This window comes from Jiangella asiatica, from assembly GCF_004349065.1.
Lineage (GTDB): Bacteria > Actinomycetota > Actinomycetes > Jiangellales > Jiangellaceae > Jiangella > Jiangella asiatica.
The window spans coordinates 1-19,562 of sequence record NZ_SMKZ01000011.1 but is presented as its reverse complement, the minus strand read 5'-3'; the positions used below and the strand labels follow the sequence as shown (position 1 = coordinate 19,562).

Annotated in this window: 11 protein-coding genes; 10 read left to right on the top strand and 1 reads right to left on the bottom strand. The window is 69.1% G+C overall.

Annotated elements, in window-relative coordinates; genetic code table 11:
• Positions 1–14 precede the first annotated feature (14 nt).
• The 8 genes from E1269_RS09730 to E1269_RS09695 all read left to right on the top strand — a co-directional run bounded on the left by E1269_RS09730 (position 15) and on the right by E1269_RS09695 (position 15,819).
• Positions 15–3,095 carry a right-handed parallel beta-helix repeat-containing protein gene (locus E1269_RS09730; protein ID WP_131893834.1) on the top strand — a complete coding sequence of 1,027 codons (3,081 nt, stop codon included), beginning with the start codon at positions 15–17 and terminating at the stop codon, positions 3,093–3,095.
• Positions 3,096–3,145: 50 nt separating this feature from the next.
• Positions 3,146–5,425 carry an alpha-L-fucosidase gene (locus E1269_RS09725; protein ID WP_162606322.1) on the top strand — a complete coding sequence of 760 codons (2,280 nt, stop codon included), beginning with the start codon at positions 3,146–3,148 and terminating at the stop codon, positions 5,423–5,425.
• Positions 5,426–5,482: 57 nt separating this feature from the next.
• A complete protein-coding gene (locus E1269_RS09720; RefSeq protein WP_131893830.1) occupies positions 5,483–6,769 on the top strand; it encodes an ABC transporter substrate-binding protein in 1,287 nt (428 codons plus the stop codon).
• A 30-nt stretch (positions 6,770–6,799) separates the two neighbouring features.
• On the top strand, positions 6,800–7,717 hold the full coding sequence (locus E1269_RS09715) for a carbohydrate ABC transporter permease (RefSeq protein WP_131893828.1): 918 nt from the start codon (positions 6,800–6,802) through the stop codon (positions 7,715–7,717).
• A gap of 7 nt (positions 7,718–7,724) precedes the next feature.
• On the top strand, positions 7,725–8,615 hold the full coding sequence (locus tag E1269_RS09710) for a carbohydrate ABC transporter permease (RefSeq protein WP_239000841.1): 891 nt from the start codon (positions 7,725–7,727) through the stop codon (positions 8,613–8,615).
• 37 nt (positions 8,616–8,652) lie between these two features.
• Positions 8,653–10,293 (top strand): glycoside hydrolase family 26 protein, encoded by a 1,641-nt coding sequence (locus E1269_RS09705; RefSeq protein WP_131893826.1) that lies wholly within the window; start codon positions 8,653–8,655, stop codon positions 10,291–10,293.
• Between the two features lie 55 nt (positions 10,294–10,348).
• The gene (locus tag E1269_RS09700) at positions 10,349–12,565 is read left to right on the top strand and encodes an alpha-L-fucosidase (protein WP_131893824.1); all 2,217 of its coding nucleotides are present in this window, start codon (positions 10,349–10,351) and stop codon (positions 12,563–12,565) included.
• Between the two features lie 149 nt (positions 12,566–12,714).
• Positions 12,715–15,819, top strand: a complete 3,105-nt coding sequence (locus E1269_RS09695; protein ID WP_131893822.1) for a hypothetical protein — start codon at positions 12,715–12,717, stop codon at positions 15,817–15,819.
• 26 nt (positions 15,820–15,845) lie between these two features.
• Here E1269_RS09695 and E1269_RS33770 read toward each other — a convergent pair whose 3' ends face one another.
• Positions 15,846–15,980: a hypothetical protein gene (locus tag E1269_RS33770; RefSeq protein ID WP_275264236.1), complete on the bottom strand. Its 135-nt coding sequence runs from the start codon at positions 15,978–15,980 to the stop codon at positions 15,846–15,848.
• A gap of 551 nt (positions 15,981–16,531) precedes the next feature.
• On the opposite strand from E1269_RS33770, the gene E1269_RS09685 reads away from it, so the two are divergent.
• Complete coding sequence (locus E1269_RS09685) at positions 16,532–18,898, top strand: DUF6923 family protein (protein WP_131893818.1); 2,367 nt, start codon at positions 16,532–16,534, stop codon at positions 18,896–18,898.
• Between the two features lie 103 nt (positions 18,899–19,001).
• Positions 19,002–19,562 (top strand): RCC1 domain-containing protein (locus E1269_RS34185; protein WP_420810613.1); only part of this gene is annotated, 561 nt, incomplete at its 3' end.

The following is a 19,562-nucleotide window of genomic DNA, read 5'->3' as shown; positions in this document are numbered from 1 at the left end:
GCGGAGGTAGGGACATGCGAACTCTGAGACTGGCACTCGCCGCAGTGCTGGCAGCAACTCTGGGCGCGGGCTCGGCCGGGCCGGCCGGCGGCGTCCAGGGGGACGGGGCGACCCAGGTCTACGTCTCGCCCGACGGCGACGACGCGGGCACCGGTTCGGCCGATCAGCCGTTCCAGAGCCTCGAACGGGCCCGGGACGCGGTGCGGGAGCTGATCGCCGGCGGCATGACCGGTGACGTCGTGGTGCGGCTGGGCGGCGGCACATATTACCTGGACGAACCGTTGCGGCTGGACGAGCGCGACTCCGGCCGGGACGGGCACCAGGTGGTCTACACCAACGAGCCGGGGGAGCGGCCCGTCGTCGTGGGCGGCCGCCCGATCAATGGCTGGCATCCACACACGCGGGACGTCTGGCGGGCGCACGTGCCCGAGGTAGCTGCCGGCGACTGGACGTTCAATCAGTTGTTCGTCGGCGGCGAGCGTGCGACCCTGGCCCGCTCGCCCAACAGCGGCTACTACCGGGCGGGCTCGCCCAATCCGGTGATCGCCCCGGAGGACCGGCAGCTGCGGTTCCGCTACACGCAGGCAGAGGCCGGCGTCGTGGACAGCATCGCCGATCCGCGGTCGGTGCAGGTGTACGTCTACGGCACCCGCGACTGGTTCTCCAACACGATCCGGCTGGAGTCCATCGACCGGGACGATCGGGTCGCCACCCTGACCTCCGAGGCGCTCCAGGCCCTCAACCAGGGCAGCCACTACCGGCTGGAGGGCTTCGCCGAGGCGCTGGACCAGCCCGGCGAATGGTACCTGGACCGCGACGAGGGCTACGTCTACTACTGGCCCGCCGACACCAGTGTCCCGCTGAACCGGCAGACCATCGTGGCGCCGACCGTGCAGGATGTCTTCGTTCTGCGTGGCACGAGCCCGGACCAGCGCGTCCACGACGTCGTCGTCGAGGGCCTCGGCTTCGACGGTTCCGGGTTCACCGACTACTTCATGGAGACGGAGGAGGCGTCGTCGGACGAGACCGCGACCGGGCGCGGGCGGGTCTGGAACCGGCCGGCCGAACGGAACCGGCACGGGACGGTCCGGCTGGAGAACAGCGAGAACGTCGTCCTGCGTGATCTGGAGATCAAGAACGCTGGGTTCAGCGGCATCTCCATCGACCAGTACTCGCGTGGTGTCACGGTCACCGGCAACGAGATCCATGAGTACGGCTACCACGGGGTCATCCTGACCGGCGTCCGAGCGGGGATCGTCGACGACGAGGGTGCCCAGGTCTACGACAACCGCGACCACACCATCGTCGACAACCACATCCACCACGGCGGGCGGTTGGTCGGGCACGGCAGCGGGATCTTCATCAACCAGAGTGGCGACAACCTGATCAGCCACAATCACGTGCACGACCAGGCCCGCTACGGCATCGGTGGGAAGGGCCTGATCGGCAGCGAGATGGCCGACCACCTCCCGGACACCTACGACGGTCCGGAGATCACGTGGGAGAACCACTTCGACCTGCTCACCTCACGCGACAACGTCATCTCCTTCAACCACATCCACAACGTGCTGCAGCAGACCGAGGACGGCGGCGCCATCTCGTTCAAGGGCGTCGGCACGGGAACGGTTGTGGACAACAACTACATCCACCACGTGGAAGGCGTGCCGGGCGTGCACGCCTCGCTGCTGTACGAAGGGATCTACCTCGACGACGACACGAGCTACGCCCTGATCGAGAACAACATCGTGCACGACGTGAACGGTCCCGGCTCCAACCTGACCATCTACGCCAAAGGGTTCGGCAACCGGATCACCAACAACGTCCTCGTGACGTCGACCACCGGCACCAGCACTGTCGGCATCATCTCCGGGCAGTGGCTGAACGTCCCGGTGCGGGAACACCAGTGGGATCACAACATCATCTACGCGGCACATGGGCCGCTGAACCTGTACCAGTTCGCCGGCGGCTGGTTCCCGGCCACGGACCCACCGTGGGTGCAGGCGTCGGATCACAACCTGTTCTACTCACCGACCGGCGAGTACGTCGTCACCAACATCCCCGGCGACGACACGTTGGCGAACTGGCGGACGCTGCTGGACGGGCGCTACGACCAGAACTCCGTCACCGCCGACCCGCTGTTCGTCGACCCGGAGAACCACGACTACCGGCTGCAGCCGAACTCACCCGCACTCGACCTCGGCTTCCAGCCGATCGACACCGAAAAGATCGGGCTCACCGACGACTTCGGCCGGGTCCAGGGCCTGGCGGTGGCCGCCAATGATCCGGACCGGGTGGACCTGGCATGGCAGCCGGTCGACGCCGCCGCTTCGTACCGGGTGGCGGTGAGCACCAGGTACGAAGGCCCCTTCCGAACCGTCGGCGAAACCTCCGACGGCGAGTTCCGCCACCAGCCCACACCCGCCGAGCGGAGCCGTCCGCTCTACGTCGTGGTCTCCGCGGTGGTCGACGGTGTGCCGGCCGGACATTCGGCGGTGCTGACCGTCCCACCGCCGGTGAGCTGGGACACCGTGGTGGACGAGGACTTCGACGACGAGCCGGTCGGCCAGCCACCCGCCGGGTGGGAGGTCGATGCGACCGGTGGATCGGTCAGCGTCGAGCTCACGCCGGACGGCGACGGTCACAGCTTGCGCCTGGTGGACGACGTCACCGGGGTGGACGGGCTGAGCGCGACCCTCCGGTTCGAGGCATCGAGCAGCAGGTTCCGGTACACCGTCCGTGCCCGGGCCGATCAGGCCGACGGCGCGTTCCTGCCGCGGCTCACCGACCCGGCGGGCGTGTTGGCGACCGAGGTCGGGTTCGCCGGAAACGGCGCACTGCGCTACTGGCGGCAGCGCGACCCGAACGCCTACACCGACATCGGTCCGTTCGAGCCGGGCCGCTGGTACACCTTCACCCTCGACGCGGACGTCGGCCACCAGAGTTACGACCTGTTCGTCGACGGGGCTCAGGTCGTCGACGACGCCGCGTTCATGAACCCGGTCGGGTCGATCGACCGGCTGGTGCTGCCGGCCCGCTCCCAGACCGGCACCTACCACGTCGACTTCGTCACCATCCAGCACGCCCGACAGGGATGAACGTGACCTGCGGCAACGTGCCAGGACGCATCCCGATCACGAGGAGAAACATGACCGACGGACGACACCATCGAGACACACGCACCCGCCGGCTCCGCCGCGGCGCCCTGGCCGTGCTGTCGGCCGGTGCCCTGACGGCCGGACTGATGCCGCAGGCGGTGGCCGAGCCAATCGCGAGCACGACGGTGCAGACACCCGGCGAGGCCTACGAGGCCATGGGGTTCGGCGTCTTCATGCACTACGGTCTGGCGACGTTCGTCGGCCAGACGCCGTGGAACTACCAGCCGGAGGATGTACCGGCGACGACGTACGACCCCGCGAACCTCGACGTGGACCAGTGGATGGACGCGGTCGCGGCCGCGGGCGCCAGCTACGTGATCTTCACCGCGAAGCATCACGACGGTTTCACGCTGTGGCCCAGCGACTACACCGACTACGGAGTGCAGACCAGCTCCGACCCGCGAACGGATGTGGTGGGCGAAGTTGTCGATGCGGCCCGCGAGCGCGGCCTCGAGGTCGTCATGTACTACTCCTGGTACGACCGGCTCCAGCCGGGCGGCGACGTGCGGCCGGAGAACTCCGACCGCACGACGGACTCGCCGGAGTACATGCAGTACGTGAAGAACCAGCTCACCGAACTGCTGACCGAGTACGGGCCCATCGCCGGGATCTGGATGGACATCGCGCCGATGGACGACGTGCAGCTGCCCGAGCTGTCCGACTTCGTCCACTCGGTGTCCCCGGGCACGGCGTTCGTGCCGAACTTCCCCAACGCCCAGGTGGAGTTCGACGCCGCCGACGTCCGCACCTTCGAGGGCCCCTACGAGATGATGCCGTGCGACTACGCCGACCCCAAGCCGACCGAGCAGGCATACACGGTCGCCGCCGGCCCCGGGTGGTGGCAGGTCTCCGACGACGCCCTGCCGACGCGCGACACCGATGCCGTCTACGCCGTGCTCTCGTCGACGAACGCGCTCGGGGCGACGTTCTCGCTCAACGTCTCGCCCGGTCCGAGCGGTCAGCTCCCGGCCGGCGGGGTCCGGCTGCTGGAAGCGCTCGGCGACCGCCGTCGCGGCGACGACCTGCTGGCCGGCGCCGCCACCACGGCCGGCGGCGAGACCGGCGACCACCCGGCCGCACACGCCACGGACCTGCAGGCCAAGACCCATTGGCAGGTACCAGCGGACGGCGAGTCCGCCTGGCTCCAGGTGAACCTGGGCCAAGAGCTGACGATCGACCGAACGGCGCTGCAGGTCACCGCGGCGGACGCCGTCGCCGGCTACCGGATCGAGTACCGCGACGCCGACGGCAGCTGGCGCACGGCACACACCGGCGGCGCACCGGCGTATCCGACCCAACGAGACGAGTTCCCCGCCGTCACCACCGACAGTCTGCGTCTGGTCGTGGCGGATGCGACCGACGGCGCCGGCGTGATCGAGTTCAAGGCTTACGGCGGCTTGGACGACACTGCTGACGCCGTCCGCTACGACGGCACCGGCTGGCAGGCACAGGCGCGTCCCGCGGATGCGCCCCAGGTGCCCAGGCTGCCATCGAGTGTGCCCTTCGCCGGTGCGTTCAACACCAGCATCCACCGCTCCCGCACGGCGGGTGACACCGCGACGATCGAGTTCAGCGGCACCGGCGCGGAGCTTCGCGCCGGCGTCGGCCCGGACCACGGCATCGCCCGGGTCAGCATCGACGGCGGCGAACCGCAGACCGTCGACCTCTACCGCGCCGAGGCCGCCCGCGACGTGGCGGTGCTCGAGCGGCGCGACCTCGCTCCGGGCGAGCACACCCTCACCATCGACGTGACCGGCGACCGGCACCCGGACTCCACCGGCGCCTGGGTGACACTGGACCGGCTCGTCCCACTGGTGCTGCCGGTGGCCGACGACGAGGACCGCCCGCCGTACGACGAGCTGCCCGATGGCCGGCGGATCTACGACGACGGCGGCGACCGGTGCGGCGCGGACCTGCCGATCGAGTACGTCGACACCTGGGAAGCCGGCACGTGGGCCGGCGCGTACGCCGACACCCGCCACTACTCGCGCACGCCCGGCGCCTACGCGGAGCTGACGTTCGAGGGCACCGGGGTGGCGGTGATGGCGCAGCAGCGGCCCGGTCACGGCATCGCCGCGATCTCGGTCGACGGCGGACCGGCCGAGCTGGTCGACACCTACAGCGCCACCGCCCGGGAGCAGGTGATCGTCTGGGCGGCGAGTGGGTTGGAACCCGGCCAGCACACCGTCCGCGTCACCGTCACCGGCGACCGCAACCCGGCAGCGACGAACAGCTGGGTCGGACTCGACGCCATCGTCGTCACGCCCTGACCCACTCGAGCCCGGCCACACGTCGTCGCGGCGTGTGCCCACAGCGAAAGGTTCGCCATGCGTAGTTCGAGAACGGCGGCGCGGTTCACCGTGCTGCTCGCGGCCACGGCCCTGGTCACCAGCTGTGGCGGCGAGGACGACGGCGCCACGTCCGGTGACCTGGCCGGAGAGTCTCCCGAACCCGGGACGACCCTCTCCATCTGGACCTTCGGCGCCACCGGGCTGGAGGAGCAGATGGAGGCATGGGCCGCGGACCGGGGCGTGGAGCTGGAGTTCAAGACGGGCGAGCTGGATCCGCACCACGAGCAGCTGCTGACCGCGCTGGTTTCCGGGTCGGTACCGGACGTCGCCGTCATCGAGATCGGCTACAGCGCGACGTTCAAGGCCAGTCCCGACAGCTTCGTCGACCTGCGCGACCACGGCGCCGACGAGTTGGCCGACGACTACCTGGACTGGCGGTGGCAGAACGGCGTGGCGGCCGACGGCACGGTCATCGGCCTGCCGACCGACGTCGGCGGGATGGCGCTGGCCTACCGGACGGACCTGTTCCAGGCAGCCGGCCTGCCCACCGAGCCGGAGCAGGTGGCCGCGCTCTGGCCGTCATGGGACGAGTTCCTGGCGGTGGCCGAGCAGTACACCGCGGACACCGGTCAGGCGTTCCTCGACGACAGCGGTGTGCTGTTCGAGACCGTCGCCAAACAAGGCAGTGAGGTGTTCTACGACACCGACGGCGAGCCGATCTACGACACCAACCCGCAGGTCGAGCGGGCCTGGGAGGTGGCGACCGCGGCGGCTCGGGCCGGTGTGACGGCCGATCTCGCTGCGTTCTCACCGGAGTGGAACACCGGCATGGCCCAAGGCAAGTACGCCGTGCAGCTCGCGCCGGCGTGGATGCTCAACTACATCCAGGGTCAGGCGCCGGACACCGCCGGGCGCTGGAACGTCACCACGCTTCCCGAAGGTGGCGGCAACTGGGGCGGCTCGCAGCTGGCGATCCCGGCGAACGCCGAACACCCCGACCTCGCCTACGACTTGATCACGACCGTCCTCTCGCCGGAGTCGCAGCTGGAGGTCTTCCAAGCCAGCGGCAACTTCCCGTCGACGCCGTCCCTCTACGGGACGCCCGAGATGCGAGAGTTCACGTCCGAGTTCTTCTCCGGCGCTCCCTTGGGGCAGATCTACACCGCGTCGGTGGAGGCGCTGGAACCGGTGGTCGAGGGTGAGGACCAGCGGCTCATCCTGCGCGAGTTCGGCAATGGGGTCGACCGCGTCGAGAAGGGCGACGAGGAACCCGGCGAGGCGTGGGCGTCCACGCTCGATGCCATCGCGCTCGAGATCGACTGAGCGGCACACCGGAGATGGAGAGGAGCCACCATGCCGACCGGAACCGGGGCGGGCGCGCTGCGCCGGCGGCTGCCCGGGCGCACGGTGCCCTACCTCTACATCGCACCGTTCTTCGTCGTGTTCGGCGTCTTCGGGCTGTTCCCCATCGTCTACACGGGGTGGGTGTCGCTGCACGAGTGGAACCCGATCGGCACGCACGCGTGGCTCGGTCTGCGGAACTACACCGACCTGATGGCCGACCCCAGGTTCTGGAACGCCACCGTCAACACCTTCTCCATCTGGATCATCTCCACGGTGCCGCAGCTCGCGGTGGCACTGGTTCTGGCGGCCGTCCTCAACGGCCCGATGCTGCGGTTGCGCACTGGGTTCCGGATGGCGGTGCTGGTGCCGAACATCACCTCCGTCGTCGCCGTCGGGATCATCTTCACCCAGCTGTTCGGGCGGGACTTCGGCCTGGTCAACTGGCTGTTCGACACGGTGGGGCTGGATCGGGTCGATTGGCCGGCCGGCCGGCTCTCCAGTCACCTGGCCATCGCCTCCATGGTGATGTGGCGCTGGACGGGCTACAACGCGCTGATCTACCTGGCCGCCATGCAGTCGATCCCGCGCAGCCTCTACGAGGTGGCCGAGCTCGACGGTGCCGGCCGGGTGCGCCAGTTCCTCCACATCACCGTGCCGCAGCTGCGCCCGACGATCATCTTCACGGTCATCGTGTCGACGATCGGCGGACTGCAGGTCTTCGCCGAGCCGCTGGTGTTCGGCGGGCAGGCCGGCACCGACGGGGGACAGTCACGGCAGTTTCAGACGCTGACACTGTTCCTGTACGAGCAGGGCTTCCGCGACCTCGACTTCGGCTACGCCTCGGCGATCGCGTGGGCGCTGTTCGTGATGATCCTGGTCCTCTCGGTGGTCAACTACCGCCTCAGCCGTCGCATCTCCACAGGGTGAGCGGGCCGTGACGACGACTCTCCGGCAGGATCGCGCCGCGGCCGGGACGCCACCCGGTCCGCGACGGCCGCGCGGGGCCGGCCGGCCATCCTGGTTCACGTACCTGGTGCTGGCGGTAACGGTGCTGGTGGCGGTTTTCCCGTTCTACTGGATGTTCGTCGTGGCCTCGAACGACTCGTCCGCGGTCAACGACGTGCCACCGGCCCTGGTGCCCGGCGGGAACTTCCTGGACCACATGAGCGAGGTTTTCGCCCGGGTACCGTTCGGCCGGGCGCTGGCCAACTCGTTCATGGTCGCGACCTGCGTCGCCACCGGGCAGGTGTTCTTCTCCGCGCTGGCCGGCTACGCGTTCGCCAAGCTGCGCTTCCACGGCCGCAACCTACTGTTCGTGCTGGTGATCGGCACCATGATGGTGCCGCTCCAGCTGGGCGTGGTGCCGCAGTTCCTGCTGATCAACGAGCTGGGGTGGGTCAACGACCTGCGGGCGCTGATCGTCCCCGGCATCGTCACGGCGTTCGGCGTCTTCTGGATGCGCCAGGCGATCGACAATGCCGTACCCGACGAGCTGGTCCAGGCAGCCGCCGTCGACGGCGCGGGCACGTTCCGGACGTTCTGGAGCATCGTGCTGCCTTCGATCCGTCCGGCGGCGGCCGTGCTCGGGCTCTTCGCGTTCATGTTCGCCTGGAACGACTTCTTCTGGCCGCTGATCGTCTTGAACTCGCCGCGGAGCTTCACCGTCCAGGTCGCGCTGCGGCAGCTGCAGAGCCAGGCCTACGTCACCGACTACGGGGTCCAGATGGCCGGCATAGTCATCGCGACGGTGCCGCTGCTGCTCGTCTTCGTCCTGCCCGGCCGGCAGATCGTCGGCGGGATCATGGAGGGGGCTCTGAAGTCGTGATCACCTATCGCGGTCCAACGATGAGGAGGAGCCCCTCATGCATCGTGGCATTCGTTACGTGGCGACCGGCATCGTCGCCACGGCGCTGTTGATCCCCGCACCCACACCAGAGTCCGCCGACGCGGCGCCGCGCGACCGGTTCGACGCCGTCAACGTGCCCAGCAACGAGAAGGTGCTGTTCCTCATGGGACAGGACAGCGGGACGCTGTCGGACTTCAAAGCCGACGTCCTCGACGTCGACGAGACGTATCCGCGGCCCGACGGCGTCACGCTCTACACGAACCTGGTCGGCTCGCCGCTGGCCGGGATCTACCAACCGGTCGACTTCGGAACCGGACGCACTTACTTCCCGGAGACCCTCGCGGAGTACGACGGAGCCTTGGCGGTCGGGCTCTACCTGAAGGACTGCTCGCTCACGCCGCTGAAGGCGATCGCCGGCGACCCGGACGTTCCGCCGGATGTCATCCAGCAGTACCAGGCCTGGACCGATGAGCTGATCGAGTGGCTCCGCGACACCAACCGCGACGTCTACCTGCGCATCGGTTACGAGTTCGACGGCGAGTGGAACTGCTACCAGCCGGCGGAGTACAAGGCGGCGTTCCGTCACATCGCCGAGCGCATCGACGCGCTGGGCGCCGGCCGGGTCGCCACGGTGTGGCAGAGCGCGGCGTGGCCGGTGCAGGTGCCTGGGCCCTACGACCCGACCGCGGCCGGGCACTGGAACCTCTGGTACCCCGGTGACGACGCCGTCGACTGGGTCGGCATCTCGACCTTCTACGGGGAGAGCTACGACGCGTACCAGCTGGCCTGTCTGCCCGACGCCCAGCTGGCCGCCGCACCACGGGTGGTCCAGGACTCCGTTCTCGACTTCGCCCGGGCGCGGAACAAGCCGGTGATGATCGCGGAAGCGGCGCCGCAAGCGTACGACCTGGGCGAGTCGACGGCGGGCTGCATCTTCGCCTCCGGTGAGCCGTGGGACTCGCGCGTCCCCGTCAGCGTCGACACGATCTGGAGCACGTGGTTCGCCGAATTCTTCGCCTACATCCAGGACAACCGCGACGTCATCCGGGCCGTGTCGTACATCAACACCGACTGGGACAGCCAGCAGCACTGGCAATGCACGGCGCAGCGGTGCCCGAACGGGTACTGGGGTGACAGCCGGCTGCAGGCGAATCCGGAGATCCTGGCGAGGGTCCGGACGGTGCTGCGGGAGCGGATGTGGGCGCCGGCCCGCCGGCGGCCCGGCCCGACCGTGGACATGCGACCACGCTCGGGGGTGCTGGAAGCGGAGTACGAGCCGGTGCCGGCCGGCTGGTCCGACGCGGCCGGCTATGGCGGGTTCGCGCTGCCCGAGCCGTCGCCGACGCGCAACCGGCACGTGATGCTGGCCAACTACCAGCGGTGGGAGCCGCCGTTGGTCCAGTTCCCGCGTGTCGGACGGGCGTCCACCGTGACCGTGCGCTACGCCGCCGTCGACACCGTCGACGACCGCGGACCACTGCGCTACACCCTGCTCGTCGACGGTGAGCCGGTCGGCTCGCGCGAGCTCGTCGATACCGGCGGGCCACCGGCCTATGTCGAGGACGTCTGGAACGTGGTGGTCCCGAACAAGGCCACGGTGACGGTGCTACTCGACGGCAACATCATGTGGGTCGACCGCATCGAGATCACCCGCTGACCGGCCGGTCGCGCGGCCACATCACATCCGAGCTGACCGAACCCGGGAGGTTCTCATGGCACGACATTTCCGCTTCGCGCTCGGAGGCGTGCTGTGCGCGGCCGTGATCGGCGTCGCGTCCGGTGCGGCCGGGCCCGGCCATGCGGCCGATGCTCCGGCCGTCCCGGACTACGCGCCGACGCCGGAGTCCCTGTCTCGGCACGATTCGCCGCAGTGGTTCGACGACGCGAAGATCGGCTACATGATCCATTGGGGGCCGTACTCGGTTCCCGCGTTCGGGGCTGCGGGTCACTACGCCGAGTGGTATTGGAACCAGCTGGGCAACGCCGGCACACCGACGTACAACCACCACCGCGAGTTCTACGGCGAGGACTTCTCCTACGACGACTTCATCGAGCAGTGGGACCCCGACGAGTTCGACCCGCGGCAGTGGCTGAGCCTGTTCGTCGAAGGCGGCGGGAAGTACTTCGTCGTCACCAGCAAGCACCACGACGGCGTGGCGTTGTGGGACACCGACACCACCGACCGCGACACGGTGGCGCTGGGGCCGCACCGGGATTTGATTTCCGAGCTGATCGCGGCGGCGCGGGACTACCCGCTGAAGAAGGGGCTGTACTACTCGCTGCCGGAGTGGTTCCACCCGCAGCAGCCGCCCTATTTGTACTGGCCGGGCGGGCCGCCGCGCCATCCCTACACCGGTAAGGAGATCCCATACACCGGCTACACGCCGTTGGACGACTACGTCATGAACCACCAGTATCCGCAGATGCTGGAGCTTGTCGACCGGTTCGACCCTGACATCTTCTGGTGCGACATCGGCGGGCCGAACAACAGCAACGAGTTCATGGCCTACTACTTCAACCAGGCGAAGAACCGCGACGAGCCGAAGGATGTGACGGTCAACAACCGCTGCGGCAACGGCACCTACGACTACTTCACCAGAGACAACTTGCAAGAGCCGCGGATCAGAAAGGACAAGTGGGAGAGCCCGCGCACGCTAGGCACGTCGTACGGCTACAACGCCGAGGAGGCGACCGAGGACCTGGCCACACCGAACCAGCTGATCGACGACTTGGCCGACGTCGTGAGCAAGAACGGCAACCTGATGATCAACTTAGGTCCGCGCGCGGACGGCTCCATACCCGAGATCCAAGCCGATCGGGTCCGCGCCGTCGGGGACTGGCTGGAGATCAACGGCGAGGCCATCTACGGCAGCACGTACTGGAGTTACGCCGAGGACGAGAACAGCAACGTCCCGGTCCGTTACACCCTGCAGGACGACGCCCTCTACGTCACGGCGCTGGAATGGCCGGGAGAGCAGCTGACGCTGTCCGGTGACCTGCCACTCGCGAGCAACAGCACCGTCACGCTGCTCGGCTCCGACGGCGCCGCACTGCCGTGGCGTCGGGACGGTGACGTGGTCTCCGTACCGATGCCCATGGAGGGCGCGGCCGCAACGGCGAGCGAGCACGCCTACACGTTCAAGATCGCCGCGCGCGGCACGGGTCCTTTGCTGCGGACCGAAGTGGCGATCCCTCCGGTCGTCGCGGACGAGTCGTTCACGGCCGAGGTGACCGTGACGAACCCGGCATCGGCGCGCTCGCTCGCCGGCCGCATCGGCCTGGACGTACCCACCGGCTGGTCGGCGGTGCCGGAGCAGGCCATCGTCACGCCCATCTCGCCGGGGGAGTCGCGCAACGTCGAGTTCACGGTGTCACCGCCGCCGGACGTGGCTGCGGGACGGTACTCGGTGCGGTCGGTGGCGTCATTCGGACGGCTTTCCTACCCGGCGGAGGGTTCGGTCCTGGCCGGGTACGAGAACGCCGCGGCCGGGAGAACCGCGACGCAGAAAAGTCTGTATCGGGGTAGCCAGGGGCTGCCGGAACTGGCGGTGGACGGCAACACAGACGGCAGCTGGTACAACGGCTCGGTCAGTCACACGGCCCAGCCGGAGTCCCAAGCCTGGTGGCAGGTCGACCTGGGGTCCGTCCGGACCATCGGCGAGATCGCGGTCTGGAATCGGACCGATTGTTGTGCCAACCGCCTGACGGACTACTACGTGTTCGTCTCCGACGAGCCGTTTGCGAGCCAATCGGTCGCCGAGATCCTGGCCCAGCCCGGTGTGACGGCCCACCACCAGCCACAGACTGCGGGGACTCCGACACACATCCCGGTCGACCGTGCGGGTCGATACGTGCGGGTCCAGCTCGCCTCGCCGACCAACCCGCTCTCGCTGGCCGAGGTCCAGGTATTCGCGCCCCGGCGGCTATGACCGCCGGGCATCCATCCGCCGCAGATCGATCCGGTCCGCCAGCCACTGAACACGTCAAGAAGGGCATGACCATGCACTCGATGTTCTGCCGATCACCTCGGCGCGGCCGAATGAACCTGCTCCGGCGGTCGGCGCTTGCGGTCGCGGCCGTGACCACAGCCGGTGCGGCCGTCGTCGCGGGAGGTGGCGCCGATCCAGCGACCGCCGCCCGGGGCGTCGGCGAGTCCGAGCCGGTAGAGTTGTACGTCACACCCAACCTGGTGGACGGCGCCGACTGCAGCGGATCCCTGCCGTGCTCTCTGGAACGGGCGCAGCAGGAGCAACGCCGCCACACCGCAGCCGATGCCGGCGCCGGGCGCGACGTCATCGTGTACCTGCACGGCGGCACCTATCGCATCGCCGAGCCGTTGACGTTCGACGCACGGGACTCCGGTACGAGTGAGCACAGTGTCGTATGGCGGAACTATCCGGGTGAGTCGCCCGTGCTGAGCGGCGGCACACCGATCACCGGCTGGACGCCGGGGCCCGACGGCGTCTGGAGCGCCGACGCGGGCGGACTGAACTTCCTCCAGCTGTATGCGACCGGGCAGCGGTTCACCCGCGCCCGCACTCCGAACCTGGGCAGCTTCGTCCAGGGGCAGCCGTTCACGCTCGAGGGCACCAACACCACCCAGGTGCGGGTCCCGGCCGACACGCTGGCCGACTGGGATCTCCAGCAGCTGGAACGAGCCCAGGTGATCGTGCACTTCGCCTGGAGGCAGTGGCGTTACCGGATCGAGTCGACCTCGGCGGACGACACGGGCAACCGCTGGGTGGTGGCGCGGCAGCCGGAAGGTTCCACCGGTGCCACGGGCGGGGAGATACCGGTCGCGACCACCACGACACGGCGGGGCTCGGTGTCGCCGGTCTACTTCGAGAACGCCCGCGAGTTCCTCGACCAGGCCGGCGAGTGGTACCTGGACACCACGGCCGACACCGTCTACCTCAAGCCGCCGGACGGCGCCAACCCGAACACGCTCGGCGTGGTCGCTCCTGTCACCGAGCAGCTGCTCGACATCGACGGCGCGTCGCACCTGCAGTTCTACGGGCTGCAGTTCGCGCACAGCACCTGGTTGCTGCCGGACCAGCAGGGCAACCTGCAGCGCCAGGGCGGCTTTCACCTGGAGCACGAGCCGCTGGGCTACGCGGACGGATTCCCGGTGTGGTACGTCAACCCGGGCGCGGTGAACGTGCGAAACGCCTCGCACATCAGCTTCCGCCGCAACGCCTTCCGCTTCCTCGGCGCGAACGGCATCGTCTTCGGCCCGGCCACGCACGACGACGAGATCGTCGGCAACATGTTCACCCACGTCGCCGACACCGCGGTCTTCATCGGCTCTCAGCACGACCCGATTGCCGAGCCGGACCAGGAGAACCGGAACGAGACCGTCTCCAACAACTACTTCGCCCACATGGGGGAGGACTACGCCACCGACAGCGCGGTGACCGCGACGTTCCCGAACGGCCTCACCGTGTCCAACAACCTCATCCGCGACGTCAAGAACATCGCCATCAACGTCGGTTCGGTCTTCAACATCGGCGACGACGTGCTGTCGCTGCGGAACGTGCAGATCACCGGCAACCGCATCGACGCGAGCTGCACGATCTCCGCGGACTGCGGCGCGATCCACAGCAAGAACAACTACTACTACGACCTGTCCGGGCCGAACCCCGTCCCGCGGTCGACCATCGACGGGAACTACATCACGAACGTCAACGAGAACCCCGCCCAGCCCGGCGAGTCCAGGGTCCGCGGCATCTACGCCGACGACCACACGAGCAACCTGCTGGTGTCGAACAACGAGTGGCACAACGTCGACGAGCCGATCCGGCTGCACACGACCGGCGGGCTGAACAACGACCTGGTCGACAACGGCGTGGGCAACCAGGACGTCATCCGTGCCGCTGGGCTGGAGCCCGCGTATCTCGACCTGCCGACTCTGGACCCGGACACCGACAGCGTCGGCGGCACCGGAGGGCCAGGGTCGGTGACGGTCGCCGAGGCCTCGACGGTCGCGCCGGTCGAGCTACGCCAGCTCGGCGACGGCATGGCCACGGTCACCGTCACGAACCCCGGCGACCGGCCGTTGCGGGACCTCGGTGTGGAGGTCGTCGCATACGACCAGGTGAACCTCACCCAGGTCACCGGTCAGCTGGTGGAGCCGGCGGCGAACCGGCACCGGCCACTGGCGGCGGGGGAGACCCGCACTCTGCGGTGGCGCTTCGACGTGCCGCTGGGTACCACCGCGGGCGAGTACGACCTGCTCGCCCGGGTCTCCTACACCACACTCGACCGGCACTGGGGCGAAGCCGCGGCGATTGCGGCGACGTCGGTCCTGCCGGCGGTCACTCTGACGGCAGAGCCCGCTGACGTCGTGATCGGCGCGGGCGGCCGGGCCGACTTGAGCGTGCGGATCACCAGTCACGTCGACACACCGCTCACCGTCGGACTGTCGGGCGCCAGCGAGCCCGACGGCGTGCGGTTGGAGCCGTCGTCGGCGGAGTTCCCGCTACCGGCAGGTGGCAGTCGCGCCATGACGGTCGGGCTGGTCGGCGAGCGCCCCGGACCCGCCGTCGTCGACATCGGCCTGACCGCTCGGACCGCGGACGGCGTGCCCGCCGACGTCGCCGCGGTCAGCGTGCCGGTCAACGTCGCGTACGGCTCGCTGGCCGGCGCTTTCGACAACGTCGGAATCACCGACGACGCCAACCCGGACGCCGGGTCGTGGGGGCGGAACGGCCGTAGCTACTCGGCCCAGGCGCTGGCCGACGCGGGCATAGTGCCGGGCGGACCCGTCATCGTGGACGAGGCCGTCTTCACCTGGCCGGACGTGCCGCCCGGAGTGCCGGACAACGTACAGGCCAACGGTCAGCTCATCGCCATGGCGGGTGCGGGCAGCCGGCTCGCGGTTCTCGGCACCTCTGACGGGCGCGAGCACGAGGGTACCGGTACGGTCCACTACAGCGACGGCACCAGCAGCTCGTTCGACCTGCGCTTCCAGCACTGGGCGTACCCGGACCTGGAGCCCGATCCGGTGGTCGTCATGCCCTACATCAACCGGGCCGGGGTCGGTCGCGAGGACCGGCCGGTTGGCCTCTACGCCCAGTCGGTGCCGATCGACCCGGCGAAGGAGGTGACGGCGGTCGAGCTGCCGGCCATCAGCGCGCCCGGCAGCCACGGCATGCACGTCTTCGCGCTGGCGCTGGCTCCGTAGCAGCCGGGCGAGATCGCCCGTGAGGTTCACTGCTGCATGTCGAGATCGAAAGCGGCCACGATCGCCGCTGCCATGGCCTGTTCCTGCGCCGGGGTGAGGTACCCCACGAGACGGCCCAGGCCGCGTGCGGGGATCGTGACGACGTTGTCGAGTGAGATCACCGACGCTCGATCAAGGCCGTTACGCCCATCGACGCTTACCTCGGTGGACAGGCCCCGGATCGTGGACGTGCGGGTTCACCGTGACCGATTGACGTGTGGCCCGTGTTCGTCGATCCCGTGACGGTCACCAGGCATGGGCTGCTGAGCGTGAGCCCAACCATGACTGCTTGGTGAGCAGGTGAGTCTCGGCGCCAGCTCGCGCTGTTGGCCTCGGCGCCGAGAATCACAGCTTTGCGCCACCCTCGACGCGCCATCCAGCGGTCGCTCAAGTGTGATATAAACGCCGGCGACGCTAATCAAATCCTATTTGGAGCTTCCTAATGTCCGATATGGCGCGACGTCCACGCCGTCGGCTCTCCGTGCGCCGGCGGCCGACCAGGAGGGCACGGCCTGCTGTAACATCCGCTGTCTTAGCCATCGGTACGCTCACCGCAGGGCTGATGGCACCGGTCGCCGGAGCGGCTGCCGCTCCGGAAACACTTGACTTATCAGAGAATCTGACCGCTGCAGGCCAGCCGGCATTCATCTGCAGCGCGGCGGCGGACGGTTATGTGTTCGAGCGGCGTCCCGCGGATGTACGGGCGGTCGACGTCGCCACTGGCGAGTCCGAGGTCGTCGCCGAAGACATCTGGGAACACCGCACCAACGCGCTCGGCTACAACCCGGTCGACAACTACATCTACGGTTCGTTCGACACCGACGAGGACGGGTCCTGGGAGTTCGGCCGCGTGGGCTCGGACTTCTCCGTCGAGCTGCTTGGCCTGCCCGAGGGCTGGGCCGAAGGCCCGGGCGAACCGTGGGACGAGTCGTTCGACCGGGTGGTCGCCGACTTCACCCCGGACGGGCACTACTGGGCGATGCTGCGGCTGGACTCCGGGGCGTCGTGGGCCGAGGTGGACCTGGACCCCGCCTCGCCGGACCACATGTCCGTGGCCAGTTCGGGCGACTTCGATGTCCCGGACGGCTGGGACCCTGGCGCGGACTGGGCGTACAACGTCGACGACGGCAAGTTCTACATGGTCGCGAATCGCACCGACGAGCACACCGAGTGGGGCCTGCTTGCCTTCGACCCGGCCGCGCACACGATGTCGGTGGCGGCCGAGATCGGCCAGTTGGTGGGTGAGAACGGTCCTCTCTCGGGCGGAACCAACACCACGCTGTTCGGCGCGATGTACTCCGACGCCGACGGCTACATCTACGCCGCGCACAGCGCGACCGGCCAGATCTGGCGGGTCGACATGGCCAGCGGCGAGGCCGTGTTCCACGGCCGTGCCGCCGGCGACGTCACCAACACCGACGGCGCGCGCTGCACCACGCCCGAGCCCGAGGAGCCGGCGCAGCCGTTCGCCTGCGGTCCCGGAGCGCCCGGCTACCTGTTCCAGGGATCTCCGGCACGCGTCTCCTCCGTCGACCTGGTGACGGGCGAGTCACAGGAGGTGGCCGAGGACTTCTGGCCCGAGCGTACGAACGGGTTCGGCTACAACCCTCTGGACGACTACCTCTACGGCTCGTTCCGCGTCGGTGACGGCGACGGATGGGAGTTCGGCCGCGTGGGCGCGGACTTCTCGGTCGAACTGCTCGGGCTCCCCGACGGGTGGCCGGAGACGTGGAACACCTCGAACCAGGTGATCGTCGGGGAGTTCACCGATGACGGTCACTACTGGGGGATGCTGCGCGGAGAGACGTCCAGCTCATGGGTCGAGATCGACCTGAATCCGGACTCCGACACCTACTTCACGGTGGTCGACGACGGTGTCGTCGACCACCCGGAGGGGTGGTTGCCCGGCTCGGACTGGGCGATCGACGTCGGTGACGGCAACCTCTACACGCTGGGTCACGGCACCGACGAGGCGACCGAGTGGGCGCTCATGCGGTTCGACACCACGCAGCACACCCTCGCGGTGACCGCGGAGCTCGGTCAGCTCGACGACGGCGACGGGCCGTTGACCGGCGACTCGGTAGGCGCCATCTATGCCGACGCCGACGGCTTCGCCTACGCCTCGCACAACAGCACCGGCGAGATCTGGCGACTCGACCTCAGCGGCGGTACGGCGGAGTTCTTCGCTCACGGCCCGGGTGAGGTCTCGACCAACGACGGCGCGCGGTGCGCCGAGTCCGGGTTGCCGGTCGACTTCGGCGACGCGCCGGACTCGTACGGAACGACGGTGGCCTCCGACGGAGCCCGGCATTCCCAGCTCGACGGGCTGACCCTCGGCTCGATCTGGGACGCGGAGACTGATGCGGCCGACGACCCGGCAGCTCTGGATGGTGCCAACGACGACGCACGCGGTGACGCCGACGAGGACGCCGTGGCCGGACCGATCGAGCTCAGCTCCGCTGCTCGCAGCAGCACCAGCGTCCCGGTCACGGTGACGAACACCACGACCGAACCGGCGACCCTGGCCGGTTGGGTCGATCTCGACGGCGACGGCACCTTCGGCTCGGACGAGCTGCGTACCGCTGCCGTGCCGGCGGAGTCCGGCACCGCGACGTACGAGCTGGCCTGGGACGGCACAGGGGAGCTGGCGTCGGACTCGTACGCCCGGTTCCGCCTGTTCGCCGGCGAGGTCGAGGAGGCTGACGTGCTGCCCACCGGGTCCGCGGCCGGCGGTGAGGTCGAGGACCACGCGGTGATACCGGCCTCCGACGACGGTGACGAGGACGGCACCGACGATGGTGACGAGGACGGCACCGACGGCGGGACCGACGACGGCGGGACCGAGGACGGCGGGGCCGAGGACGGCGGGGCCGAGGACGGCGGCACCGAGGGCGGCACGGACGACGGTGACGGCGAGCTGCCCGACACCGGCGCCGGCGTCGGCGGCACGGTCGTGCTGATGGTCGCGCTACTCATGCTCGGCAGCCTTGCCTGGGTCTTCAGGCGTCGTTGGTTGCTGGGCTCGGGTGAATCGGTCTGATGTGACGCGGCGGGCGTGGCCGGGTGGGTGTCGGCCACGCCCGCCGCGATGGCGTATGACAACACAACGGTCCGGGTGCGGCCGGTGAGATGGGACAAGTGCGATGGTTGGGCGTAGGTTGGCCGGTGCCGGCGGGGGCAACGGTGGTGGTCGGTTCGGCAGGGCTGTCCGGCTGATGATGGCCGGGTTGCTCGTGGCCGGGATGACGGGTGCTGTCATCAGTGGAACTTCGCTCCCGGCGGACGCCGCGCAGCGACAGTCGTGGGCGATGGTCTCAGTTGGAACCGGGTTCTCGTGCGGGATCAGCGCCGAGAGCGCGGCGTTCTGCTGGGGAACCGGGTCGAGCGGTGAGCTGGGTGACGGCGGCGAGACAGGGGCCAGGCGGGTGTCGCCGCGGCCGGTGGTGACCCCGGCGGGGGTGGAGGGCTGGTCCACGCTCACGGCCGGTCAGTTTCATGCGTGCGGGGTGTCCACAGACGGTGCGGCATTCTGCTGGGGCGAGGACGACTTCGGTCAGCTGGGCAACGGCCCAGGGGTGACGGAAAATCAGGTGTCGCCGTCGCCGGTGGTGACCCCGGCGGGGGTGGGGGGCTGGTCCACGCTCACGGCCGCTGCCAACCACACCTGCGGGGTGTCCACGGACGGTGCGGCGTTCTGCTGGGGC

Excerpts from the sequence above, each read along its gene's own strand:
- E1269_RS09730 (WP_131893834.1), top strand. The coding sequence starts at position 15 with ATGCGAACTCTGAGACTGGCACTCGCCGCAGTGCTGGCAGCAACTCTG.
- E1269_RS09725 (WP_162606322.1), top strand. The coding sequence starts at position 3,146 with ATGACCGACGGACGACACCATCGAGACACACGCACCCGCCGGCTCCGC.
- E1269_RS09720 (WP_131893830.1), top strand. The coding sequence starts at position 5,483 with ATGCGTAGTTCGAGAACGGCGGCGCGGTTCACCGTGCTGCTCGCGGCC.
- E1269_RS09715 (WP_131893828.1), top strand. The coding sequence starts at position 6,800 with ATGCCGACCGGAACCGGGGCGGGCGCGCTGCGCCGGCGGCTGCCCGGG.
- E1269_RS09705 (WP_131893826.1), top strand. The coding sequence starts at position 8,653 with ATGCATCGTGGCATTCGTTACGTGGCGACCGGCATCGTCGCCACGGCG.
- E1269_RS09700 (WP_131893824.1), top strand. The coding sequence starts at position 10,349 with ATGGCACGACATTTCCGCTTCGCGCTCGGAGGCGTGCTGTGCGCGGCC.